Genomic DNA, 26051 nt, shown 5'->3' on the forward strand with positions numbered 1-26051 from the left:
TGTTGTGATATCAGAAAGTTAAACCAAGTTTAAAACCAACAGGAATGACCCATGGCGTAACGTTGTAGCGCTCAATACCCTGACGGAACTGTGTTCCTGCCTGAGCACCAGATTCCTGTTGAAACGCTGTTTCGGGATCTATACCAATTTTAGCTTTTGTCCAAAGCATGATGTTACGGCTGTAAACCGAGACATTAGCAGACTGCAAACCAATTTTCTTCACAAATGCCGTAGGAAGTTCATATCCCAGAGAAACTTCACGAAGTTTTATAAAGGATGCGTCGAAGGTAGCTGCGCGCATAAAGCTCCATGGATAGTTATCGCCGTATGGAATATATTTTGTTCCCGCACCGCCAAGGTTTTCAGTATAGCCGGTAATCTTTCCTTCTGCATCGTATGAGGCGATAACACCCGGATTAAATACCGCATATGGATAAGTATTGCCTCCATATTCATATGGGAATCCGCCATATTCAGCTGTTGGCCCGCCTACGATTGGAAAATGATTACCACTGATTTTGATATATTTATCAGGATCTGAAAGCAATTTACTAGCCAGTGCGTCTCCCGTTAATCCATTTGGATTAATTAACTGATCCAAAAATCTTTGCGATCTTAAATCTGACTCAGCATAGCGATAAGTTTGTGAAACAAAGTTCCCGCCATTTCTCCAGTCAAACGTCATGTTCAGGCTGAACCCTTTGTATGTAAGCGTGGTTTGCATACCCAGGATAAAATCCGGATTGAAATTCCCGATCTTGTTTCTCGTATTTGAAAAACTAACACTCTGCCATGAACCATCGCTATCCAAAATCGGATATCCGTAATATTTAGAAGATTTATCGGTAACCGTCACGACCTCAGCATCGTACAGATCTCCAATTTTTTCTCCAACATACGTTCTGGCTCCACCTTTTGCATCACTCCACAGATCATAAAATTCCAGTCCGTCCGACAGCTTTTTAATTGTTGTTCTGTTTCTTGACCAGTTTGCAGTAAGATCCCATCTCCAGCCATTTTTGTCCAAAGGTGTTCCGCCAAGAGAAAGCTCGACACCTTTACTTACAAGCAAACCGGCGTTAATATTTTTAGATGTAAATCCACTGGATCCCGGCAAGCCCGTAGGAATGATCTGGTTCCTGTTTTCTACCATATAATAGGTACCGGCAAACCGCAGCTTGTTTCTAAACATATTCAAATCGATACCCGCTTCATAAGAGGTTGCAATTTCCGGTTTCAAGTCAGGCAATAGTATTTTGTTTGATTTTGAAAGTCTTGTAATCCCATCCCATGCCCCTGAGTTATCCAATGTTGCCAACAGCGTGTATGGATCGGTGTCTTTACCAACCTGGGCGGCACCACCACGTAGTTTAAGCAAATTAATTTCTTCCGATATCGGCAGCATTTCATTCAACAGAATACTCAAAGAAGCCGATGGGTAAAAATAGGAACGGTTTGCCTTAGGCAGCGTGCTTGACCAATCGTTACGCGCCGTAACATCAAGGAAAATCATATCCTTAAACCCTAAGTTCGCCAATCCATATACGCTGAACACGGCTTTTTCTGAAAAGGAACTGCTATAATCAAGGCTTGCCGGAGCAATATTAGACAGGGTATATAATCCTGGTATAATCAAACCCGTCTTATTTTTAGTCGCACTGAGCACATTACTGTTTTTTTGATATCGTGTGTTACCGCCGGCAGAAACAGACAGGCTAAAATCACTGATGTCTCTCTTATAAGTGGCTAAGAAGTCCGCATTACGTTCGAAACGTTTAAGATTGAAAATTCCATACCCGCCACGTGCATCGCCGGTATAGCTATTGCCCATTTTCGTTTCACGCGTTTCGTTGTAGGTATCCAAAGAATAACGTCCCATCAAACTCAAATGCGGCGTGATCTGCCAATCGGCTTTCAGGTTACCAAAAACACGGTCACGAACAAAACCATTATTAACTTCGTAAGCCAGGAAGTATGGATTGTTGTAATTTTTTTGTGACTGCGATAGCTGCTGCAAACCTTCCTGCCCTGGCACCCAGTAATTTTTCAGGTCACGGATGTCTATATGCGGAGATACCGCATAGGCCCATTGCAAAGGATTGGTACCCCGGTTACCGGAAGGACGGTTGTTTGAATTATTTCTGCTAAAATCAATATTCGTACTGATTCTCAAATTTTTACTCGCCTTAAGTGATGAACTCACATTCAATGAATTCCGGAAAAGGTCAGAATTCGGGACAATGCCGCGGTTCGTCATATTGGAATACGAAAGGCGATAAGTAATCAACTCTGTATTGTTCGCAATCGACAGACCGTTTGTTGTCGTAATACCCGTTCTAACGAAGTTTTTAACGTTATTCGGATGTGAAACCAGGTCAGTTGGTATTGGATTTCCTTGATCGTCCTTGGGACTATTCCATTGAATGGCCTTATACCCCTTGTCCAATTCCGGCCCTACACCACCCGCCGATCCTTCCTCAATTTGCAGCACGCCTCCCGGAAATGGGTTATTGTCAGGCGTGAAAGGAAGCACGCCCGTCGCAAACTTGGAGTGCATTTTTAAAAAGCGATAGGGCTTGTCAAACACCGTATTGGAGGTGATCGAAATGGTCATTTTCTTAGCCTTACTTCCGCTCTTCGTTGTAATTAGCACGACACCACTACCTGCTCTGGATCCATAAAGTGCAGCGGCGCTTGGTCCCTTCAAAATTGAAACACTTTCAACATCATCCGGATTTATGCTGGAAATTGCATTTCCATAATCCACGCGGTTATCACTACCAACCTGACTGATGTTGTTCAGCGTGTTTGCGATAGGCACCCCGTCCACAACAAAAAGTGGTTGATTATCACCACTTAACGAAGTAGCACCCCGAATAATCATACTCACCGACGATCCTGTTCCGCCGGTAGCACTGATGGAAACACCAGGCACTTTTCCAGAAAGGGAGTTAAGAATATTTTCCTGAGCCACACGGCTGATTTCTTTTCCATCCACCTGTCCTACTGAATACCCCAGGGAACGCGCATCGCGTTTTATGTCCAGGGCAGTAACGACAACTTCCTGTAAAGTCTCAGCACCTTCCTTTAAGGAAATATTAATAATGGACTGGTTGCCCACCGTAATTTCCTGGTTTTCAAATCCAATAAATGAAAATACCAGGATTGGGTTTCTGGCTTCATCTATGGATAGGGAATAATTTCCGGAGGCATCAGAGGTTGTTCCTATCTGAGTGCCTTTTAGAATAATGTTTACGCCCGGCATCACGGTATTGTCTTTCGCGGAAGTTATTTTTCCGGTAATGGTCCGGTCTGCCGTAAGCGCTTTGGTTAATACATCAGCGTGCTTACTAATCATCTTCTTATTTGCGAAATTGCCATTAGGCGCATTTGCAAATACAACCGATGCCCCGACCCCTTCCAACAGAAGGAGCACCAGCAGACATCGGAATGTTGATTGAATAATTGTTTTTGAGTTCATCGCCTTACAAGTGAGTAATTGTTAAAAACATACAATAATAATTGAGGATTAAGAGTGGTTGCTTCACCGGTTTGTTTTCTCTTGATTTTGTACGTTGTCCTTTTCATTCTCTTTCAACAACCGGTCAAAATAAATTTCAAGAGCATCGGAATACTTTTGCTGTTCATTTTCGTTATTAATACCTTCCAGCAACTCACCCAGTTCTTCCCCGGAAAGCTTGTTAGCGATCAGTTTGCCGATCAATTTGTCAGCCCGGGAAGGTGTCATGTGCTTAGCTGGTTAGTCTGTGATATGATACTGTACCGCCGAAAGAAGAGACTATCATTTTTAGTTGTTTTTTTTAAATTAACAGTACGTTAACATAAGAAAACGGTTAGGCGTATTTGGAAGGATCACGGAGTTTATTTGACGGGACTTCGTCATAACAAATGATTTAAGCGTATTTTTGAAAAAATATAAAGCACAGTCGCAATTAAAAATCGTGACAAAACAGAAACACGGGCCGGGCAGAATGAAGGATACACTACGCGATCAAACGATTTACTTTTTATTTGTTTTCTTCTTTTTTGCGGGCCCCTTACGGGCTCAGTCGCCTGCGGATAGTACCGGACACGTAACCATCGGTGATATACGTATAGAGGGCAATCAGCGTACCCGGACCGGTATCATTACCAGGGAGCTGGCCATTAAATCGGGGGATACGATCAGCACCAACCTGCTCGCTGAAACGCTGGAAACCGACCGTCGCAAGATCGTCAACACCAATTTGTTTGTAGTCGTTGAAATGATTCCTGAACCCAATGCAGATTCAGTCCGGACCGATGTGCGCGTTGTCGTTAAAGAGCGCTGGTACCTGATTGCGACGCCTGTATTTCAGCTGGCCGACAGAAATTTCAACGAATGGTGGTACGATCGTAACCGTGATTTCAGCCGCACGATTTATGGTGTTTATGTAAGTTATGGCAATCTAACGGGCCGTGCCGACAAGCTGCGCGTGCTCGCTGAATTTGGTTTTATTCCAAAATTTGAGGTTTCCTATTCCCTGCCTTATCTTGATAAAGCACAAAAAACGGGGATTACCGTCGGCGCTTCTTATTCGACCAATAAAACGATGGCATACCGGACCTGGCGCGATAAGCTAAGTTATCTCAACAGTGAAGACATCAACAAAAAACGCTTTTATTCCTTCGTAACCTTAACACGCCGGAATCAATATTACACCTTCCATTCCCTAGATCTGCGTTGGAGTTCGACAAATATTACAGATACCATAGCTGTTTTAAATCCAAATTATTTCCTAAAAGGCAGAACCAAGCAAACGTACTTCCAGCTTACGTATTCATACAGCTACGACAAGCGAGACAATTTCCAATACCCGCTAAGAGGACGTGTCGGGGGAATTCAGTTTTCGAAAATTGGATTATTGCCGTCAGACAAAATAAACCAGGCTTATGCCTATGGTTCCTACAAACAATTTTTCCAGCTAAGTGAACGTATATTTGCCAATTCCGGCATTCGTGCCCGTATTTCTGTTCCGAAAAGACAGCCTTATCTGCAAACGATTGGGCTGGGTTATCGCAATGATCTGGTACGTGGCTATGAGCTTTACGTTGTTGATGGCCAGGACTACGGATTAATCAAAAACGAGCTAAAATATAAGTTGTTCTCATTGCAAAAACATATCTCCTGGATTCCTGTGCGGCAGTTTAATACCATCCCGCTCGCAGCCTACCTGAATACTTTTGCCGATGCCGCCTATGTCAAAAACAGTTATCCGGAATTCAGCAATACCCGGCTCGGCAACAAAGTAATTTACGGCGGCGGCGCAGGAATTGATGTTGTGACCTTTTACAATATCGTGGCCCGTTTCAACCTTACCATCAACGGCAAAGGAGAACGCCGCTTCTTTTTTAACATCGCCAGAGAATTCTGATTTAAATTAAAATTGGGGAATATTTCCCTGATCAGTTGACGTAAAAAGCGCCAAAAACTATCCACATAGGTTTCTTTTTTAGCTTCTCCATAACAAAGCAGGGGGTTATTCTCCTGCTTTGCTGAAAAGCAATGCTAAACATTTTGCTACAAATTGACCGTCCGCATTAAAAAACAAGCCGATAATAGTTAGATTTGCGGTATTAATTCTTTTAGCGAAACATGACATACTTTACCACCCTAAAAAACACATTAGTACTTGTTCTTCTGGCCTTTGCACTTGGAAATTGCACCAGTAAAACAAAAGATGAGCAAGAAGCAACGGTCACCGATTCCGCTGCCTTGGCCAACCCTTCGACCGAAGAACTGAACAGCGACCAGTCTGCGCTGCTCCTGGAAATACTTGGCAATTCTTCCGAAGGTGTTTTTCGTGGCATAACTTTTGGAGATCCTTTGAGCAAGGTCAAAGCAACCGAAACATTTGAAATGTTCGAAGATGTTGCGGATCATGTGGGTTTTACCAAAGAAACAGAAAAGCTTGAAACGATCGACATTCAGTATTTCCTGACGGCCGACAAACGCGTAAATAAAATTACTGTCGATGTATATCTGAACAGTCCGGATGCGACAAAACAACTGTGGAATGCTGGCAAAACCCATTTTACGGAAACCTATGAAGCGCCAAAAGAAAAAGACAAAACAGTTACCTGGAACAAAAACGCGATACATGTAACGATGGAAGATGTATCGGAAGGAAAAGATTACGGCCTGAAATTTCAGTTCACGCCCGACAAAAATGTACTTGCTGCTAAATAATTGACAATGAAATTAAACCGCCTGACTTTACTGACCGTTTTCTGTCTGATTGCCTTAAACACCTTTGCGCAAAAAAAATCAAAAAAAGACTATGTGGTGACTATTGCTACGGATGAGGGAAAAATGCGTCTGATCCTGTTTGATGAAACGCCCAAGCATAAAGCCAATTTTATAAAACTTTCAAAAGACAAATTTTACAACGGCCTGCTTTTTCACCGGATCATTAAAGATTTTATGATTCAGGGTGGTGATCCTAACTCCAGAAATGCAAAACCGGAGGATATGCTGGGCAGAGGCGATAACGGATACAAAATTCCTGCCGAAATAGAACCGAACCTGTTTCACCGCAAAGGCGCATTGGCCGCTGCAAGAGATAATAATCCTAAAAAGGAATCGAGCGGATGCCAGTTTTATATTGTGGAAGGAAGAAAGTGGAGCAAATCGGAGCTCGATAAACAGGCTTCCCGCGCCGCCAGAAAACTAACGGATGCCCAGAAAAAGGTGTATGAAACGGAGGGTGGCACGCCGCATCTGGATGGTGCCTATACTGTTTTCGGTCAGGTGATTGATGGCATGGCGGTGGTAGATGCGATGAGCGCAAAACCAAAAGATGAACGCGACCGCCCGGATAAGGATATCAAAATGAAGGTTTCGGTAAAAAAAATGAAGAAGAAAAAGATCACAAAAAAATACGGCTATGTTTTTGCCAGCTAAGCTGAACAGATATTAATTAACTTCAGTTAGTTTCCCAATCCCTCAATTTTCCATAAAATTGAGGGATTATTTTTTATAATAACGCAAACGCTATAATATCCTATCTTGCATCCAAAAAACATTGACACTACCGACATGACGGTTACTTCAAACGCAGATTCATCAAAAAAACGTTTTCTGATAACAGGTTCCAATGGTCTTCTCGGGCAGAAACTCGTGGAATTATTGGTTCAGGATTCATCAATCCATACCATCGCGACAGCACGTGGCGAAAATAGGTTGCCATTTAAAGATCACTATGCATATCTGCCGATGGATATCACGGATCCTGAGCAGATTGAAGAAGTCATTGCCGCAACAAAACCAGACGTGATCATTCACACCGCCGCCATGACCAATGTGGACCAGTGCGAACTGGAAAAAGACGGTTGCTGGAAACAAAATGTCAATGCGGTTGAATTTCTGGTTTCAGCCTGTAAAAAACATCATGTGTTTCTCGTGCATGTTTCCACCGATTTCATTTTCGACGGAAAAGCCGGTCCTTATACGGAAGAAGCAGAACCTAACCCGGTCAGTTTTTACGGATGGAGCAAGTATGCAGCGGAGAAAATAGTCATTCATTCCGATATTCAATGGGCGATTGCCAGGACTGTCCTGGTGTATGGCATTGCGCACGACATGAGCCGGAGTAATATTATCCTTTGGGTAAAAAAATCTTTGGAAGAAGGGAAAAATATAAAAGTGGTGACGGATCAGTTCAGAACGCCAACACTCGCGGAAGATCTGGCTCAGGGTTGTTTTTTGATCGCGGATCAAAAGGCGGAAGGCATTTTTAACATTTCAGGCAAAGAGCTCTACACACCGTATCAGATGGCCATCATGACGGCCGATTATTTTGGTCTGGATAAATCACTGATTACGTCAACGGATGCTTCCAGCTTCACACAACCCGCCAAACGTCCCCCACGCACCGGTTTTGATCTGACAAAATCAGAAAAAATACTGGGATACAAGCCACATACTTTTCAGGAAGGTATAGCGATTTTGGCAAAACAGATTGGTGTATGATCGCGCGCAGCTGGTACTGATTTGCAATCGGGGCAGATATGGCTTAGCGTTTGTAACGCGGTAATTACAATTATTGCTAATACACGCGTTGCAACCCCACACGGACCGCACCGAGTCCAAATCGGCGTTGGTGCCACTTTTCTGTACATGCTAAAACGGGGTGAACATGATCCCTGCGTCCAAGATTACTGGCATCGCTTTGGTTCCTTTTGCTTATAATTGAAAGTAAAAACGGCATTGCCATAAACATCCAATAATGAGCCTAGTACTCCATGATCCCTTAAAATTTGCATTGAAGGACATTGAATAGTTAATGTATATCGATTTCCTTGGGATCCCCCTTCCAGGCTTATCGGTTTACTTTGCGAGAAAATGAAGTTTTGACCTTCCCTTGAAAATGAAACAGTCGTTACTTGCTTGGTAGCTTGACTCAAAGTAATGGTAAAGTTTTGTACACCCTTTGGGTCAATGCTGACTCGACTATTGAAAGCGGGTTGGAAAGAAATATGGCCTTCCCAAGTAGTATTGGGGCTAACATAAATTGTTGTTTTGTAAATAGGAGCCAATGATGCCAGTAATTCATAGTCATTTTGCACAAGTAATTCCGAAGCCAAACGGTTGCTAAATTCAATAGTATGTACAATTGAATTATTATCCTGCCTTTTTGTGAAAAATATTTCCGAATTGGCTTTCGCCCTTGGGGTAACTCCATCGTGATAATATTGCTCCGTGCCTTTAGAAGCATATATGGAACGTTTCGGCCCTTGATCCGACCAAGTCAATGGATAAAAAAGCTGGTTACTGCTTGGATATCCGCCCACTGATTTGGGATCAATAAAACTATTAGGATTGAGCTCTCCAAAGTCCGTTTCTGGATAAGGGCCATAATTTGGAAAAATAATAAATTTTACCTCCGTCTGATTATTCCTATTATTTTTCGGATATAAAACTAGCCTCCGTTCAATAGGTTGGGTAACATTTGCAGGTATATCAACCTTATACCTAAGAATGCGAACTTGCTTTTTTAATTTAAAATATTTTCGACCTCTTATACCAGGATCTAAATCAGAAAGAAATTTATTATTACCCAAATTATTAATTATAGTAACATTGGCCTTTTTTAATCCAGCTTTGCAATTTGGTTCAACCGGGATGTAGTTAGATACATTATTTACAGTGTAATTAAAATTATTTACAGAACGTCCTCCTAACGCTGTCAAACTAAGTACTCGTTCACAAATTTTAGTGTATGCATCAATCGCGTGCCATGCCTGGTATGTCTGGCCTCCATTAACGTTCTCACTATTACAGGCTATTTGACAAAGAAAGGCACTGGCTTCAGCCATGATTTGAGCCGGAAATTGGTCTAATTCTCTGTCAATAATCTGGATGGCCTCAGCTTCGTTATGTTCAGTATTGATAGCCTCGTCTTCTTGATATTTTCCGCTTCCCTCTATTGGAATTGGAATATCTAGTGGAATAAGCGCTTTGAAATTAGTTGCGACCTCAATACTATGCTTACTTAGGGATTTTTGAGCGTTGATGAAGGAACGGCTATAGGAATGATTTCTTGGAGCTGACGGACAGTCACAAGACTGTGCCAATCCTGATGTAATTGCTAGCAGTACCAAAATCACCGACTGCAACCAGGCTTTGAAACCATAATTTGACTTATTAAGTAATGAGTTCTCCATTTTGATTCAGTATTAAGGTGAGTGACAAAGAGTTCTTAAACCTATTTAATCCTCACACAACATAACAGTGCCCAAACAATGTCAAAAGATCGTATGAGTCAAAGAGTATATTGGCTTCTGTAAGATTTAATAAAAAGTTCATCATATAAATGTGTGAATTCCTCGTTCGAAATTCTGCAACAAATAAAGCATATACCAACAGTATTGAAATACCTAATTTTAGGTATATTTACATGTAAGTAGCTAAACGTAAAAACTTTACATATTAGAATTGACTTTATTCGCAATTAAGAATTCATATTGGCTCTATGGAAAGTTTATCTCCCCAAACTTATCACGAATATCTCCGTGATCTGGCGTTAAACCCGCAGTCCAGTGCTTTCGATTATGCGCAGTATCTCAAAGAGCAAACCACGGTTGGTTCGATTTGCCATCTTACTTCCAGTGCCGTCTTTTTACTGGATTATTCTACAAAAAGTTATCCTTACATTGACGCACATTCCAGGGCGATAGTAGGTCACTCAAGGCATGCATTTATTGAAGGCGGTCTTGAATTCATGTTGCACAATTATCATAAAAGAGATTTGACAGTCTATAATAGATTGATTTTCCCTGATCGGCTTCATTTTTTATCTTCATTGGTCACGGACAGCTCTTTTCAATATCGTTTTACACATAATTATCGTTTTAAACGTACTGATGGGGCATATAGCAATATTCTCCAACACTGTACTCTCATTCCATCGCAAGATGGCTCAGGACCAGTTGCATTACTTGGAGCAGTCCTTGATATCACACATTGTAGTGGAGTAGGAAAAGTAATGCATCAGATTGAAAAGTGGGATCAAGACCGCGGCTGGATACCGGTTCTTACGAAATCCTATTACCCCGATCTGGAGGAGAACAAATTACTCAGTAAAAGAGAAATTGAGATATTGAAGTGGCTTCAGGAAGGATACACCAGTCGTGAGGTAGCTGATCGGCTTCATATCAGTTTTCATACGGTAACCACCCATCGCAAAAATATGCTGGAAAAAACTAATGCCCAGAACACAACAGAATTAATAAGATTTGCTACCATAAAAGGAATTTTATGACTGGAACTATTACGGATTACTTTATTAGTATTGACGGTAAGCAAATCCACTTTGTCGAAAAGCCAGGCGACCTGCCAACCATCGTTATGATCCATGGACGCTGTCTGTCGACACGTATGTGGGAACGACAATTCAACAGTAATCAGCTAAAACGGCATCACTTGATTGCTATCGATCTTCCAGGACACGGTTTATCCGATCATTCACAAAATCCCCTAGTGGATTATAGCTTGTTTGGCTATCGAGATTTATTACTTGAGATATTGTCAATCAAAAAACTTGACCGCTATCTCTTGGTAGGTCATTCATTCGGAGGTTACATCGTTCTGGAAACATTGCCTTACTTAACAGGCTGCCTTGGAATGCTCATTATGACAAATCCTCTTGTGAAGCCTATTCAGTTTGAGTTAATGTTCAAAACAGAATCTCTTGGTGTTATCAATGAAGTATATCAGAAAGATCCTGATCGCAAAACTTTGGAAAAATATTCACTTCTTCTTTTACACCCAAGACAACATGAAATTCCGTCATTTATAGTAGAAGACTTTGCCAGGACCGATCCTAATGTTCATGACGCAATTCTTCAGGGTATGTTCCACAGCGGCTACAAGGACGAGATTAAACTAATCAATGACAGTAAGTTTCCAGTTCTAGTTGTCTATGGTGACCGGGATCAGATTACTAGTAGTACCTATTTGGAATCCTTGACTCTTGCTAACTGGCATGGCTCTATTTCAGTTATCGAAAATTCGGGACATCTGATGCCTTGGGAAAAGGCCGATGTCTTCAATGAACTGTTAACTAGTATGGTGTAACTTACAGTTATACCAGCTTTACCTCGCTCGCCCCGATTTGCAATCGGGGCGGATATGGCTCAGCGTTTGTAACGCGATTATTACAATTATTGCTAATGCACGCGTTGCAAACGCTAGACCATGCAACCCCGATTACAAATCGGTGTTAGCGTCATTAACCTCACTTTTCATCCTTATAGATCATCACCTGACTTTTTCCATCACTTTTGATGAATCCCCTATACATGCCTTCACTGTTGAAGGGCATCGCGATATTGCCGTTTCTGTCCAGCGCAATGACGCCACCTTCTCCGCCGCGTTCCACGAGTTTTTTCATCACCACTGCATTGGCTGCATCTTGCAACGACAAACCTTTGTATTCCATCAGGCTTGAAATGTCATAAGCCACCACGGATCTGATAAAAAACTCCCCGTGACCGGTTGCCGATACGGCGCAGGTTGTATTATTGGCATAAGTGCCAGCACCGATAATCGGTGCGTCGCCAATACGTCCGTATTTCTTGTTCGTCATTCCACCCGTTGAAGTCCCGGCTGCTAGATTTCCAAATTTATCCAGTGCAACGCATCCAACCGTACCAAATTTTTTACCTTCCGTAAAAATCAACTCTTCTTCCTCAACATAACCTGTTTTCGACACCTTCTTAATTTCCTTTTTGTTTTCCGAATGATCCAGTTCTATTTTTTCTTGCTCTTTTGCTTTTTGCAGGGCTTTAAATCTGGCCTCTGTATAAAAATAAGACGGATCAACAATTTGTAGTCCCTGCTCTTTAGCAAACTGATCCGCCCCCTTTCCAGCCATCATTACGTGCGGTGATTTTTCCATCACGGCAATGGCGCCCCTGATCGGATTTTTAATGGTTGTTACACCGGCCATCGCACCCGCTTTCAGAGTCTTCCCTTCCATGATTGCCGCATCCAGTTCATTTTTGCCTTCATTGGTAAAAACGGCACCTTTCCCGGCATTAAACAATGGTGAATCTTCCATCACCATGATCGCCGCTTCCACCGCCTGTACACTCGTACCACCTTTTTGTAGAACCGAATAACCATTTCGGAGTGCTGTGTTTAATACTTCCCGGTATGCTGTTTCTTTTTCCGGGGTCATGTTGACACGCGTGATCGTCCCGGCGCCTCCATGAATGACGAGCGTTATTTTATCGGAATAATCCTGGGCAAATGCCGCCTGAGCTAAAAGGCAGAGAAAGATCAGATAAATAAATTTCATAGGAGCAAAGGTTTGATTATTAAAGATCTGTATTGGACTTTTTTTGTTTCGCTTTGAAATACGCCCCCCACATGCCTAAAAAAATGGCTATTGAAGTATAAATCGACACGGGGACTGATTTTCCCGATTGATACGCATGGACCACAACCCAGATAACGGCTGCTGTCATGATTGTCAGAAAAAACGGTATCCATTTTTGCTCAAAAACAGACTTGGCGCGCATAACTTCCGAAAGTCCCGTAACGTTACTTTTCGTAATCGCATCTTCCAAAGCCTGACAAAATGATTCCATTGGAGTAGAATCGCAGAAATTTCCATTTGCGACAAGCTTTATCTTCTTGCGTCCATGGAATTTCATGACTAAAGTTGTCCCATTATAATGCTCAATCTTATAGGACATAAGATCCGTGAACTCAACGTTTTCAATATTGTCATCAAAATTAAAACTTACCGATGTGCTGCTTAAATGTGCCGTGCATCGCCTTTTTAATTTTCCTTTATTTAACCAAAAAATAAGAACCGGTCCGCCAAGCACGAGTATGAAAGAGATATTTTTATCAATAACCGGAGCGAGATAGGACATACATGCTATCAGCCCTGCAAGAACGGCTACGGAAATACCGAAAAGTATCAACAATAATTTCTGATTGATGTATTCAAAAGTATAGTCTTTCATTTTGAAGTGGATTAGGTTCGTTTAAGTTTGAATCTACGATCCAAACTTAACCAGCATAATAGAAAAAACCGAACCATTTAGTTACAAACGGGCATATCAAAATATAAAAGCGAATTAGCCAGGTTTGGTTGATAAGGTAAGCTAATTAATTCACTTTGAATGCTATCTGTGATTATCAGATCACCCATTTAACGACCGATTTCAAAACAGTAAAGTAAAAAGGTGATAAAATAACGACAAATATTCGACACGAAACGTGTCATTCGCGATCTTACATTAAATAATAAAAAGCACACTGCACGGATAAAAACCTGCTGATCGTCAATCTTCGAATGGAAATCGTCGCAGTCAGACAGGCACTTAGGGATTCAGAAGATGCAGCATTGGCACCTGATCAGGTGGACAAATTGTTAGATCGGCTAAGCTACCTGCTGGACATTGTAAGAAAATTAGAAAGCTAATCAAGGAGGAGAAATCTCCCCTTAAAACAGAAATAGATATGGCGACGACAATTGAAAAGGTCAGCATCGATGAACTTCTTAAAAGAGCTGATGCCCTTATCAAAGAGGGGGCGGATTTTATTGTTAATGATGGAAAAGTTTTGGAGCTAAGCAAATGGCTTAGTATTACTGAGTATTCTCAAAAATACAACGTAACCACGCAGGTGGTTTCCAAATGGATTGAACGCGGCGTGATCGGCCCCGACGATTATATTGAGATCGGAAAATTTGGAAAGAAACTTGTAAGAGACGTTCCATACAAGGTGTGATTTTACAAACCCCCGACCCATAAACGCTGGCCGGAGGTTTGTTCCAGGAAATTATACCAATATCAATACAACTTCTCATAATACTCCCGCGCCATCCGGTCAGAATTGAATGCTTCGCTGACGTCGTTCATGCTGTTCAAAGTGATCCGCTGCCACTCCTTCTCGTTTTGATAATAAGCAGGAAGCACTTTATTTTCAATCACGTCAAACAATGCGTCACAATCCTGCTTGTTGATATCATCACCTTCCGCCACCGGGAGGATGAATGCATTTTCATCATTTTTAGCAAATTCACAGATCCATCCGTCGAAGGTAGAAACGTTCAGCGAAGCGTTCATGGCCGCCGTCATTCCGCTTGTTCCGGATGCTTCACGCGTCACCACCGGCGTGTTCAGCCAAACATCGGAACCGTCTTTCAGTAGTTTTGACAATGCCAGTTCATAACCGGTCAGAACGGCCATGTTCTGGAAATAATGGCTCAGGTAAAAAAGATCATTGAAGGTATTGACAGCGCCTTCATCCTTCGGATAAGGCTTGCCTGCCCAAATAATCTGGACCGGCAGCGCTTTATTTTCCAACAGTTTTTTAAACCGCTCCATATCCCAGGTCAGGATATCCGGACGTTTATAGGTAGCAAACCGGCGAGCCCACACCAGCGTCAAAATATTGGGATCAAAAAGCTTTCCGCACTGGTCAGCGACCGTTTTAAAAAGAACTGCTTTTAACTCTTTTTTCCGGGCAGCAATTGCTTTGGAATCTTTTTTCACCCGCGCTTTTTCCAACACCGGATCTACCCAGTACGTATTATTCTGCGCGTTGGTGATATGAATGATCTCACAAATACCCGGGAAACTTTTCCACATCTGACGGGATACTTCACCATGCAGTTTGGATACGCCATTGGCCTTCCTGCTAAGTCGCAGGGCGGCCAGAGAGTGGTTAAAAGTATTGTCTTTAATGCCGGTTATCTTCCTGACATCCTCTATTTTCATACCTGAAAAGAATCCCAGTCCTTCCAGAAAATTGATATCGTGTTTTTCATTTCCTGCTTCTTCCGGCGTATGGGTTGTAAAAACCAAGCGCTTTTTCAAATCAGGTACTTTTTTATATTTCTGATAAAGATAAAAGGCTGCGGAAACCGCATGTGCTTCATTCAAATGATACACTTCGGGTTCATAGTGCAGCGCGTCCAATAACCTGGCCCCGCCTATTCCCAGCACCATACATTGTGCCACCTTCATGGTAACATCAAAATCATAAAGCGAATAAGAAATTGCCCGCGTGGCCTCATCGTTTCCATCCGTGTCGGTGGTCAGAAAAAACATGGGTGCGGTTTTGAAAATCTCCGGTTCCAGATAATAAGCCCTTACCCAAACATCCTTTCCCAAAATCGGGATTTGAAAGTGGATACCGGTATCGGTCAAAAAATGATATATTTTTTCATGGAATTGCGGTTCCATGCTGCTATCCTTTTTCCGTCCCTGATCGTAATAGCCATACTTCCAGAGCATGCCAACGCCGATGAGATTCTGTTTTAAAGCATAAACACTTTTCATATGAGAACCCGCCAAAAAACCCAGACCGCCCGAATATGTTTTCAGAGCCTGGTCCAGGGCGAATTCCATTGAAAAATAGGCAACCGATTTCGTATAGTTTTTATCCGGTTTAAACGGATGCTTAAAGGGCACAGAAAATGACTGCTTCATTGAGGCAAAATTTAAGTGAAAGATATTTACTAATGCTTCACGTGCATTTTTTCATAATGCACACGTAACAAATCTTCTCCGAAATCATTGGTAAGGTCCCTGACCACCGTGTGTATGTGATTCGCGTTATTTTGGGTATTGTCCAGTTCGATCAGGATTGTCGGTCCCTGAATCCGGTAATAATAACCCGCACCTTCTTTTATTTCCGGATACATATTGCCCATCCAGGCAAAATGTATGCCATCAAGACCCATTTCCTTTAACCGATTCATCTGCTGGTTTTTCAACGTCACATGATAACGATCCAGATACACCGCTATGAGTTTCTGAAAAAGAGTCTTCTGAGCCGACGTCATATCTTTCATCGCTATCCCTTCCGGTTTCAGCTTAACCAATTTACTCCGTTTATTTGAAGATAAAATTTCCCAGGGTGCTTTTTCAGATAAAATAACTATTTTTTTCTGTTCTGCCGAAAACGAATGAAGAAGCTGAAAAGCCACATCTTGTTCATCCTTTAATATCCGTTTCCCCTTTTGAGGGACATCAGCGAGCACCGTTCCGGGATTTGATCCAAAGAAGCCAGGTGTGAAGGTCATTTCCTCTCCGGCGACCGTAAAATGCAGTGAAATATGGTGCCCTTCCAATCGCCAACCCCAGGGTTCCTTTTCTCCGGGTTTCCCGAAAATCAGAAATGCATAGTTCCCCAGATCACGGTATGTATCATTTGCCGATTTGTTTTCAATAACGCGCAGGACATTTTCCAAATCCATAATTTCCTTTGTTTTTTGATAACCGCTGGCACTCAACACAACCCGGACCATTTCAAAAGCCTTCTGCTGCTGAGCGGCATTCATGTTTTTCAGACTTAATCCCTTCCGGGCTCTGGGAACATAATTCCAGTCAAAACGGAGTGAATCGGTGAAAGAAACACAGGCTTCTTTTTTCTGCACAGCGTCAAGACTGCCGGTGAAATTCAGAACAGCCTCCGATAATTTTCCAATAAGCAGCCTATCCTGGGCCTTAATAAAACCAGCATGGAGCACGAAGAAAAAACAGGAGAAAAAAAACAGTTTGCAGACCAACGGGGAAGATTTCATGATTTTTGTCTGTCGGTGAATTTATAAACGAAAAAGAGCATGCTCGCCCGATTATACTTAACCGGACTGACATGCTCTTTTTTCCTAAGTACTTTATAAACTTAACTTTATCTCTTACGCTGACTATTCATCTCTTAACGTCAAATGCTGGGCGCTGCAAATAAAACTTCCATTTAAGAGTGACGATTTGTTGTACAAAAACGGTTCCCCGGAAAGTTTGGTCATTTTGCCCCCGCTCAGCGTCAGAATCGCCTGTCCGGCTGCGGTATCCCATTCCATCGTCGGGCCGTGGCGGAAATAAATATGTGCCAGTCCCTCTGCAACGAGGCAAAATTTCAGGGAACTCCCGATGGCAATATTTTTCACAACCGGGTAGCGTGCGAGCACTTCGGTTTCTGCCGGGGCTGCATGCGAACGGCTGCCCACCGAAACCCAGTCCAGGCTGTTTTTATCCACTGCCATTGCAGATTTCACACCATCAGACGTTATTTTCCATCCCCCGGTTTCCTCGTTTGCGTAATACATCGTGTCGGTTACCGGCACGTAAATCACGCCCAAAACAGGTATGCGGTTGTGAATCAGGGCAATGTTTATCGTAAATTCTCCATTGCGGTTAATAAACTCCTTCGTCCCGTCCAACGGATCAACACACCAGAAATATTCCCAGTCTTTTCGCTCTTCATAGGGTATGTTCTGTCCTTCCTCGGACAGGATGGGAATTTCCGGCGTAAAAGTTTTTAACCGACTAACAATTAAATCATTGGACGCTTCATCGGCCAGCGTCAAGGGCGATGCATCCGTTTTATATTTTACCTCTTCCGCCTGCTCCGAATCATTATAAACAGCCAGAACGACCTTTCCGGCATCCTTTGCGATTGATAGTAATTCTTCAATTTCGAGTTGCATATCAGGGACTGGGTTGGTGTAATAACAAGACTAATCTGCAAATAATATCGTTAAAATTTAAATATTCTTGGCCAATATTGATTGATAATTGACCGTTTTTCTCTGTTAACCTATAAACGCGAACATTCCTTTTTGCTCAGATCTGAGCAAATATTCCTTCAACTTTTTCTTTTGAAGGTCTTTGGTTCTAAATTTTTATTTAAGATAGAAAAAAATTGGGAGCTCTGAGCGGTTTACTTTAAAGACCATGTGTTAAACAGATTGTTGCACAAGATCTTCTTCGTCAACGTAATAATGTAAATTTTCCTTTGTGACGATATCGAGCGGCAGAAATTTGAGGGGCTGAACTTCCTTTTTGAAGACCAAAAAATCCACCAGCTGACGGATCCCCCAATACCCCTGCCCTTTCGGATTCTGGTTGATCAGAAAAGAAATTACTCCCGTATTCAGGTAAGCAAGATTTTTTGGTAACAGGTCATATCCCACAATTTTAATGTGACTGATGCTCCTTTTTTCAAGATGCGCCGCAATATCATGTGCCTTTGAAGTCGTTACGAAAATGTGTTTCAAATCGGGTGTGTTATCTACAATTTCATCCAGATTTTCAACAAAAGCTTTCTGATCGGCACGGTTTAATTCAATCCGTATAATCTTATAGTGATTTTCAGGATCATGCTGCGTAAAATAGCTGCGCACGCCATTTTCCTTTTTTATCAAATGCGCTGCGTTACTTATTTCCTCATCAATATGGGCAATCAATATGGAACATGGCCCTGGCTGGCCATAATGCAAAAGTTTACCGCCCAGCATGCCGCTTTGATAGGAATCCTGGCCAATATAACTCAACGGCCCGAATTCGGCAATTTCAGTATTGAACAGCACAAAAGGAATAGCATCCTTTCTCCACTTTTCAAAAAAAGGCAATGTTTCGCGATAGAAAATAGGCGATAACAAAATGCCATCCGGCCGGGATTTGGTCAGTTCATTTGCTTTTTCAATGTAAGAATCAGCCTGATAAGGATTAAAAATAAACTGCTGAACAACGATGCCATATTGTTTCAGGTCTCTTTCAGCCTTTTCAATACCCGACTTCGGGGCGTTCCAGTAAGAATCCACCTGGTGGTCCGGGATCAATGCCGCAATGCGGTATGTTTTGTGAGAGCCCAACGCCCTGGCCATTAGGTTGGGCTCATAATTACTTTCTTCAATGATTTTAAGAATCCGCGCCTTAACTTTCTCCGAAACTTTCCCTCTGTTATGTAACACCCGGTCTACTGTCCCCGTTGAAACTTCTGCTTTTAACGCGATATCTTTAATTCTTACATTCCTGTTATTGCTTTCCAATTTAACGTCGGTTTTTCGGATAAAACATGAGTCGTGCTTCTGTACCGATCCAATGATTTTTGCATAAAGGTTACAATACGGACCAACGAAGGCCAAATTCCCAAAAGGGATTGGGCTAATAAGAAAATGCCTGCCGGATTATACTTGATCCGGCAGGCACTTATTATTTAAAGGAAAATATTTTACTTACCGAACAAACGTGCCCAGAATCCTTTTGCTTTGGTTTTGGTTTCTTCGAACGTTTCCGATGCGGCCGCTTTCAATTCTTCCAGTTCTTCGGCGGCTTTGGCTTTCAGTTCGGCAGCCTTTACCTGCGCTTCTGCCAGTTTTTCCGCAGCGATTTCCTTGGCATCTTCAAGCTTTTCCGCTGCCAGATCCTTTGCATCAGCAAATTTTTCCGACGCCTCCTCTTTCAGTTCTGCGAATTTATCCGCAGCCTCTTCTTTCAAATCTCCCGCCCTGTCCGACAAGTCAGAAATAATTTCTTCCGCCCTTACCTTTCCTGCCGCGATATTTAATTCGACTTCATTCTGAAGCTGCTCTACTTTACCGGAAAAACCTGATTTCAGTTCTTCCACTTTTTCCGCCGCTACTTCTTTAATATCGGCTATTTTCTCTTCCACGACCTCCGCTTTTTCGGCTGCCGCTTCTTTTACTTCTTCGACCTTCGTTTCTGCTGCATCCTTTACGTCTTCCACTTTTGCAGCGACTTCATCTTTCACTTCTGCAACGGTGTCTTCTACTGCCGCCAGCTTTTCTTCTCCGGCAGCTTTTACTTCTTCTGCTTTTTCAGAAACTTCGGTTTTTACTTCTTCAACTTTATCAGCCACAGCCGTTTTCACCTCCTCTGCCTTCGCTGCTGCTGCCACTTCCACATCTTCCTTGATCTCCGAAATACTTTCGGCAGCTTCATCTTTTACTTCGACCGATTGATCCTTAATATCTTCGATTTTTTTATCCAACGACTCGTCTGCATCGCTTGGTTGAGGTTTTTCATTGTCTGCCATATCAGTGGATGATGTTTGAATGGAATAGATTAAAAAAGGTTGAATGCGTAAGCTACAAAGGACTTATCAAGGTTGCAAGCATTTTACAGACCTTTTTATTATGATAACCTTCTTATGATCAATTTTTTAACGATCTCGTAAAAGATATCCGGCTGAAGTGTACGCCAGTTGTCGAGCTGCAATGTCCCGCCAAAATTCAGATAGTAATCCAGTCTGAAACGTTTCCATTCTTCCTCGACGTGTGCCCTGAAATTAACGGCTGCAATCCAGCCATCCTCAATGTCGTCAAACCATTCGGCATAATAGTCGTCTTCGCCGCCATGAAAATTCATGATATTTTCCCCTAAAAGAATAAACTGATTAATGCCCTCATCCACAAGCGGGTCAACAACCTGCCGCTTGAAATACATAATATCGTTATGCAGCGTGTCATTCCACTCCCCGAATAGCTCGATGATCACAAAATGTTTTTTATAATCCGCATACAAAATTTTAACATAAAGTGTCTCCGAGCCGATGGGATCCCAAAGCGGATGAATGTAATAACCATAGATCGCATTTTCGTAGTAATCGAGGTTGTAAGTCCGGCCATAAAATGGCGATCTCTTGTCTCTGCTGGCAACGTAATGTTTTTCCCAGTTATAATATGGTTCAATTTCCTGCATGATTCCAATCGTTGAATAAGGTAAATTCAGGAATGCGGTCCCTCAAAAAGGGAGTTAAACGCAGCGTAAAGAGAGTTGAGCGCGGAGGTTGGGGAGTTTATATTTATCAAGAGAGGATGCGTAATTCTTATATTAAATTCATTTCCCCAAATTAAATCATGAACAAAAAGAGTTTAAATGCAGAGTTAAGGGGGGAAGGCGGTAATTTATTTATCAAGAAAGAGTGCTTAACGCTATCTGTTAAACTCATTTCTCGAAATCAAAAAACAACTCACCGAACTCTGCGTATAACCGGGCGGCGGCCGCTCCCCTTACCTCTGCGTTTAAATTACTTCTCAAAACTATATCTCGCGGATCCAGATATTACGGAAACTCGTTGTATTGTTATGATCCTGCAATTTGATCGGACCTGCACCATGTGGCGTAGCCATTGGCTGACCAACATAAGGCGTTGTTCCCTGAATAGCGGTGTGGTTCTGCACCACGACACCGTTATGAATTACCGTGATGTAAGGTGGAATGGTCATTTGTCCATCCTTGTTGAAATGCGGCGCCGTGTAAACAACGTCATAAGTCTGCCACTCACCTGGTCCAACCGTCGCATTGACCATCGGCATCGTTTGTTTGTAAATAGAACCAGCCTGTCCGTTTGAATACGTCGGGTTATTGTAGCTGTCAAGTACCTGAAGCTCATAAATCCCCTGCATAAAAATCCCGCTGTTACCACGTCCCTGGCCGCTTCCTTCAACTTTTGCAGGCGTACGCCACTCGATATGGAGCTGATAATCTGTGAAAGTTTTTTTAGTCTGGATATCCCCTTTTTTAGGCGCACATGTCAACGTGCCATCAGCCACAGTCCATGGTGCCGGGCCATTTCCTTCATTCCCTGAAACCCACTGATCCAGATTTTTACCGTCAAATAAAACAATAGCATCCGAAGGTGCCGTAAATCCGGAAACAGCAGCTGAGCCTTTGCCCGGTGTTACGATACGGGGAACCGGAGTCCATAATTCGCTTGATTCAGGTGTTTGTTTTGAGGGCTGTAACTGCGCATAGGATGCAGCTGCTGTCAAAATACCAGCCACAATCATTGTAATTTTTTTCATAGATGATCAATCGATTTTATTTGAAAATTATAAGGTTTAAAAAATACTGATTTACTCATTTTCCGGGAAAGCCGGCAAATTCATTTCTGTTGAAAGAAATTAATAAACGTTAACTTCCCTTAGAGATTTCAAATTTAGGCGTCTTGAATTGTATAATTAGCACAAATTTTGAAAATATAAATTGCTTACCCGTTTGCTAAAACGTTTTATTTATACTTTTAACCCAAAATTAATCCTGACCGACACCCTTTATGCGCTCATTTTTCCTAAACACCCATAGCAAAATTACCTTGCGAAAGTTACTTTCGGCGGCGGCTATTTTTGCTACACTGAATGTTTCCGCCCAAAAATCCACAGAAAATTATGTCCGGTATGCACATCCGCTGATCGGAACCGCTAAAATGGGACACACCTATCCGGGGGCAACCGTTCCATTTGGTATGGTTCAGCTGAGCCCCGATACCGATACGCTCCCATATGGTGTAAAGGGCAAATACAATCCTGATGTGTACAAATTCTGTGCGGGTTATCAGTACGACAGCAAAACCATCGTAGGTTTCAGCCATACGCATTTCAGCGGAACAGGGCATTCGGATCTGGGCGATTTTCTGATCATGCCAACAACCGGGAAACTGCAATTGAACAGCGGCACGGAAGATAAACCCGAAAACGGCTATCGTTCTGCTTTTTCACATAAAAATGAAGTGGCAGAGCCTTCCTATTATAAGGTAAAACTCGACGATCATAATATCACCGCCGAACTGACAGCGAGCAACCGTGTGGGCATGCACCAGTATACTTTCCCGAAGTCGGATGAAGCGCACATTATTCTGGATCTGATGGCCGGGATTTACCAGTACGACAATAAGAATGTCTGGACTTTTGTACGGGTTGAAAATGATACCCTGATCACCGGTTTCCGTCAAACGAACGGCTGGGCGAGAACACGCACCGTTTATTTCGCCATGACTTTCAGTAAACCGTTCCGTACCTATGGCACCAAAATTGATGACAACAATGTCTACAAAGGTTTCTGGAAAAAATTTGATCAGGAGCATAACTTCCCGGAAGTTGCCGGAAGAAATCTGAAAATGTATTTCGATTTCCAGACTGCGGAAAACGAACAGATCAAGATCAAATTTGCCATATCGCCTGTGAGTACGCAGGGTGCTCTGGCCAACATGAAAGTTGAAATCCCGCACTGGGATTTTGACCGTGTAAAAACAGAGGGGCAGGCACTTTGGAATAAGGAATTCAATAAAGTAGCGGTAAAAACGATCCATGAGGATGATAAGGTGAATTTTTATACCGCGATGTATCACTCGTTTTTAGGCCCGACAACCTATATGGATGTTGATGGATCTTACAAAGGGCTGGATATGAATATTTATAAAACAGACGGTTCAACCAATTATACCAGTTTCTCTCTTTGGGACACTTACAGAACACTGCACCCGCTTTTCAACGTCTTGCAGCCTGCACGCAATGCCGATATGATCAAATCCATGATGGCGCATTATAACCAGAGCGTGCATAAAATGCTTCCCGTCTGGTCGCATTATGCCAATGAAAACTGGTGTATGATCGGCTACCATTCCGTACCGGTTATTGCCGATGCCGTGATCAAGGGGAATGCTAATTTTGATGTAAACAAGGCGTTGGAAGCCTGTGTGACCACAGCAAGAAACAAATATTATGACGGCCTGAGCTACTATATGGAAAAGGGTTTTGTGCCGGACGACAAAAACACATCGTCGGTTTCCAAGACGCTGGAATATGCCTATGACGACTGGTGTATTGCGCAAATGGCGAAAAAACTTGGCCGTAATGATATTTACGAAGAGTTTAGCAAGCGTGCCAGTAACTATAAAAATGTTTACGATGCGTCCATCGGATTTATGCGCCCGAAACTGAACGACGGCAGCTGGCGGAAAGAATTTGACCCGCTGGATACACACGGACAAGGTTTTATAGAAGGCAATTCCTGGAATTACAGTTTGTATGTGCCCCAGGCACCGGCCGAAATGATCGCACTGATGGGTGGTAAGAAACGTTTCACGGCACATCTCGATTCACTTTTCAGCATGAATTTGCCGGATAAATATTTCGAAAATACGGAAGACATTTCGCGTGAAGGGATTATCGGAAATTATGTGCACGGAAATGAGCCCTCACATCACGTGGCTTATCTTTACAACTGGCTTGACCAGCCCTGGAAAACGGAAGACAAAGTCCGGATGATTTTGAAAGCCATGTACAAACCCACCGTCGATGGCCTGGGTGGTAACGATGATTTCGGACAAATGAGTGCCTGGTTTATTTTCAGTTCGCTTGGCTTTTACCCGGTCGCTCCCGGTTCGGACCAGTATATTATCGGTAGTCCGGCGGTACAAAATGCCAGGCTGAACCTTGAAAATGGCAAAACTTTTGAAATTGATGTAAAAGATCAGGCCGACAAAAATGTATACATTCAGAAAATAGAACTGAACGGTAAAGTTTTGACGCGCAATTACATCACACATACCGAAATAATGGACGGAGGCCAAATTAAATTTTACATGGGAGCCAAACCAAACAAGAAAAGAGTGGTAAATAACGCGATTAAGAAATGATTGTGTATATTGCTATCTGAATTTTTTATGTAAAAGATATTGGAAGTAAAAGTTCATTGGAATCTCGTATTCTGGTGAATTTTTATTTTTACTGCACAACATGACAGAAATAACGGCCAGTAAAATGACGAAAAAGCTTTCCATTCGGGATATTGGAAGGGAATTGGGAATCTCCATAACCACAGTATCCTTTATTTTAAACGGGAAAGCAAAGGAAAAAAGAATCAGTGCGGCGCTAACTGAAAAGGTCTTAAAATTCGTCGAGGAAGTAAATTTCAAACCCAACATGATGGCGCAGGGATTGAGGACGGGAAAGTCCAAGATCATTTGTCTCATGGTTGAAGATATCTCCAACAACCTTCTTTTTGCCCAGGTCGCAAGGCTCATTGAGGAAGAAGCACATAACAAGGGTTACCGGATTATTTATTGCAGCACGGGCAACAAGAAGGAAAAGGCACTGGAGCTGATCCGTTTGTTCCGCGACCGCTCCATTGATGGCTACATCATCACACCTCCGGAGGGAATCGAAAATGAGGTACAATCGCTGATCAACGAAGGTATTCCGGTTGTTTTGATAGACCGAAACCTGCCCAAGCTGAAATGCAGCCATGTGGTGATTGAAAACCTGAACAGTACCCATGAAGCCATCAATCACCTGATTAGCAACGGCTTCAAAAATATCGCTTTTGTAACACTGGATTCAGACCAGACGCAAATGGCAGACCGTTTGGCTGGTTATGAAAAAGCAGTCTCGGAGCACGGTTTAAAATCCTATGTTAAAAAACTTGGTTTTCACGAAAGTCCTGACCTGAATATCAATGAAATTGTCTCTTTCCTTGACGAAAACAGGGATATTGACGCGGTTTTCTTCTCTACAAACTACATCGGCGTCTGGGGTCTCCAGGCTATCAAAATCCTGAATTTGCTTATCCCAAAAGATATTGCCGTCATTTCTTTCGACGATCAGGACCTTTTCAAATTTTACAGCCCTTCCATTACAGTTGTTGCCCAGCCCGTACCCCATATTTCCAATCACATTATCAAATTGATGCTTAATGCACTGGAAGAAAAAGATACCACTGTGCACGAAATTGTTTTGCCTGCAAAACTAATTGTAAGAGAGTCTTCTGCACTAAAAAATGCCTGAAAAGTCCTATCTATAAATATGTATTTATAAGATAACATTTGCATCATACTAAGATAACGTCTAACTTGGCACCCAAATTGGAGCCAGGAGTTCTTGTTACGCCTCTCCCGGAATCAGACAGTGATTCTACTTAAAATCCCTACTATTTCTAACTTTATTACAATTTATTGAAAT

The 26051-nt window shown here is 42.4% G+C and carries 22 protein-coding genes; 10 read left to right on the plus strand and 12 right to left on the minus strand.

What is annotated here, in order from left to right:
• Nucleotides 1-10: 10 nt before the first annotated feature.
• Together RB622_RS11315 and RB622_RS11320 are read right to left on the minus strand one after the other, a co-directional pair.
• Nucleotides 11-3481, minus strand: coding sequence for a SusC/RagA family TonB-linked outer membrane protein (locus RB622_RS11315; protein ID WP_409021421.1), 3471 nt, complete (start codon nucleotides 3479-3481; stop codon nucleotides 11-13).
• Between the two features lie 63 nt (nucleotides 3482-3544).
• Nucleotides 3545-3748, minus strand: coding sequence for a hypothetical protein (locus RB622_RS11320; RefSeq protein ID WP_308046657.1), 204 nt, complete (start codon nucleotides 3746-3748; stop codon nucleotides 3545-3547).
• A 214-nt stretch (nucleotides 3749-3962) separates the two neighbouring features.
• On the opposite strand from RB622_RS11320, the gene RB622_RS11325 reads away from it, so the two are divergent.
• The 4 genes from RB622_RS11325 (at nucleotide 3963) to RB622_RS11340 (ending at nucleotide 8011) form a co-directional block, all read left to right on the plus strand.
• Entirely contained in the window at nucleotides 3963-5414 is a 1452-nt protein-coding gene (locus tag RB622_RS11325; protein WP_308046658.1) for a BamA/TamA family outer membrane protein, read from the plus strand.
• Between the two features lie 221 nt (nucleotides 5415-5635).
• Nucleotides 5636-6229 (plus strand): hypothetical protein, encoded by a 594-nt coding sequence (locus RB622_RS11330; protein WP_308046659.1) that lies wholly within the window; start codon nucleotides 5636-5638, stop codon nucleotides 6227-6229.
• 6 nt (nucleotides 6230-6235) lie between these two features.
• The gene (locus RB622_RS11335; RefSeq protein ID WP_308046660.1) at nucleotides 6236-6943 is read left to right on the plus strand and encodes a peptidylprolyl isomerase; all 708 of its coding nucleotides are present in this window, start codon (nucleotides 6236-6238) and stop codon (nucleotides 6941-6943) included.
• A gap of 135 nt (nucleotides 6944-7078) precedes the next feature.
• Nucleotides 7079-8011 carry an SDR family oxidoreductase gene (locus RB622_RS11340; RefSeq protein ID WP_308046661.1) on the plus strand — a complete coding sequence of 311 codons (933 nt, stop codon included), beginning with the start codon at nucleotides 7079-7081 and terminating at the stop codon, nucleotides 8009-8011.
• A gap of 185 nt (nucleotides 8012-8196) precedes the next feature.
• On the opposite strand, the gene RB622_RS11345 is transcribed toward RB622_RS11340, so the two are convergent.
• Nucleotides 8197-9705 carry a hypothetical protein gene (locus RB622_RS11345; protein WP_308046662.1) on the minus strand — a complete coding sequence of 503 codons (1509 nt, stop codon included), beginning with the start codon at nucleotides 9703-9705 and terminating at the stop codon, nucleotides 8197-8199.
• A gap of 308 nt (nucleotides 9706-10013) precedes the next feature.
• Here RB622_RS11345 and RB622_RS11350 point away from each other — a divergent pair, with 308 nt between their 5' ends.
• Both RB622_RS11350 and RB622_RS11355 read left to right on the plus strand, forming a co-directional pair.
• Complete coding sequence (locus RB622_RS11350; protein WP_308046663.1) at nucleotides 10014-10802, plus strand: helix-turn-helix transcriptional regulator; 789 nt, start codon at nucleotides 10014-10016, stop codon at nucleotides 10800-10802.
• Entirely contained in the window at nucleotides 10799-11617 is an 819-nt protein-coding gene (locus RB622_RS11355; protein ID WP_308046664.1) for an alpha/beta hydrolase, read from the plus strand. The genes RB622_RS11350 and RB622_RS11355 overlap by 4 nt, the downstream gene beginning before the upstream one ends.
• A gap of 160 nt (nucleotides 11618-11777) precedes the next feature.
• On the opposite strand, the gene RB622_RS11360 is transcribed toward RB622_RS11355, so the two are convergent.
• Both RB622_RS11360 and RB622_RS11365 read right to left on the minus strand, forming a co-directional pair.
• Nucleotides 11778-12842 (minus strand): isoaspartyl peptidase/L-asparaginase, encoded by a 1065-nt coding sequence (locus RB622_RS11360; RefSeq protein WP_308046665.1) that lies wholly within the window; start codon nucleotides 12840-12842, stop codon nucleotides 11778-11780.
• Nucleotides 12843-12861: 19 nt separating this feature from the next.
• Nucleotides 12862-13518: a hypothetical protein gene (locus tag RB622_RS11365; protein WP_308046666.1), complete on the minus strand. Its 657-nt coding sequence runs from the start codon at nucleotides 13516-13518 to the stop codon at nucleotides 12862-12864.
• Nucleotides 13519-13850: 332 nt separating this feature from the next.
• Here RB622_RS11365 and RB622_RS11370 point away from each other — a divergent pair, with 332 nt between their 5' ends.
• Together RB622_RS11370 and RB622_RS11375 are read left to right on the plus strand one after the other, a co-directional pair.
• Complete coding sequence (locus RB622_RS11370; protein WP_308046667.1) at nucleotides 13851-13979, plus strand: hypothetical protein; 129 nt, start codon at nucleotides 13851-13853, stop codon at nucleotides 13977-13979.
• A 38-nt stretch (nucleotides 13980-14017) separates the two neighbouring features.
• Complete coding sequence (locus tag RB622_RS11375) at nucleotides 14018-14287, plus strand: hypothetical protein (protein ID WP_308046668.1); 270 nt, start codon at nucleotides 14018-14020, stop codon at nucleotides 14285-14287.
• A 62-nt stretch (nucleotides 14288-14349) separates the two neighbouring features.
• Here the strand turns inward: RB622_RS11375 and glgP are convergent, their stop codons facing one another.
• The 7 genes from glgP to RB622_RS11410 all read right to left on the minus strand — a co-directional run bounded on the left by glgP (nucleotide 14350) and on the right by RB622_RS11410 (nucleotide 22118).
• Nucleotides 14350-15993 (minus strand): alpha-glucan family phosphorylase, encoded by a 1644-nt coding sequence (gene glgP / locus RB622_RS11380; protein WP_308046669.1) that lies wholly within the window; start codon nucleotides 15991-15993, stop codon nucleotides 14350-14352.
• 29 nt (nucleotides 15994-16022) lie between these two features.
• Complete coding sequence (locus RB622_RS11385) at nucleotides 16023-17090, minus strand: DUF3500 domain-containing protein (RefSeq protein ID WP_308046670.1); 1068 nt, start codon at nucleotides 17088-17090, stop codon at nucleotides 16023-16025.
• A 123-nt stretch (nucleotides 17091-17213) separates the two neighbouring features.
• Complete coding sequence (cysQ, locus tag RB622_RS11390) at nucleotides 17214-17996, minus strand: 3'(2'),5'-bisphosphate nucleotidase CysQ (RefSeq protein WP_308046671.1); 783 nt, start codon at nucleotides 17994-17996, stop codon at nucleotides 17214-17216.
• Between the two features lie 252 nt (nucleotides 17997-18248).
• The gene (locus RB622_RS11395) at nucleotides 18249-19340 is read right to left on the minus strand and encodes a substrate-binding domain-containing protein (protein WP_308046672.1); all 1092 of its coding nucleotides are present in this window, start codon (nucleotides 19338-19340) and stop codon (nucleotides 18249-18251) included.
• A gap of 182 nt (nucleotides 19341-19522) precedes the next feature.
• Complete coding sequence (locus RB622_RS11400; RefSeq protein WP_308046673.1) at nucleotides 19523-20347, minus strand: hypothetical protein; 825 nt, start codon at nucleotides 20345-20347, stop codon at nucleotides 19523-19525.
• 98 nt (nucleotides 20348-20445) lie between these two features.
• Nucleotides 20446-21012, minus strand: a complete 567-nt coding sequence (locus RB622_RS11405) for a hypothetical protein (RefSeq protein WP_308046674.1) — start codon at nucleotides 21010-21012, stop codon at nucleotides 20446-20448.
• A 341-nt stretch (nucleotides 21013-21353) separates the two neighbouring features.
• Entirely contained in the window at nucleotides 21354-22118 is a 765-nt protein-coding gene (locus RB622_RS11410; protein ID WP_308046675.1) for a DUF1080 domain-containing protein, read from the minus strand.
• 251 nt (nucleotides 22119-22369) lie between these two features.
• Here RB622_RS11410 and RB622_RS11415 point away from each other — a divergent pair, with 251 nt between their 5' ends.
• Together RB622_RS11415 and RB622_RS11420 are read left to right on the plus strand one after the other, a co-directional pair.
• A complete protein-coding gene (locus RB622_RS11415; protein ID WP_308046676.1) occupies nucleotides 22370-24730 on the plus strand; it encodes a GH92 family glycosyl hydrolase in 2361 nt (786 codons plus the stop codon).
• A 100-nt stretch (nucleotides 24731-24830) separates the two neighbouring features.
• Nucleotides 24831-25877: a LacI family DNA-binding transcriptional regulator gene (locus tag RB622_RS11420; protein ID WP_308046677.1), complete on the plus strand. Its 1047-nt coding sequence runs from the start codon at nucleotides 24831-24833 to the stop codon at nucleotides 25875-25877.
• The last annotated feature ends 174 nt before the right edge of the window (nucleotides 25878-26051 follow it).

The sequence above is a fragment of the Dyadobacter sp. LHD-138 genome (assembly GCF_030929615.1).
GTDB lineage: Bacteria > Bacteroidota > Bacteroidia > Cytophagales > Spirosomataceae > Dyadobacter.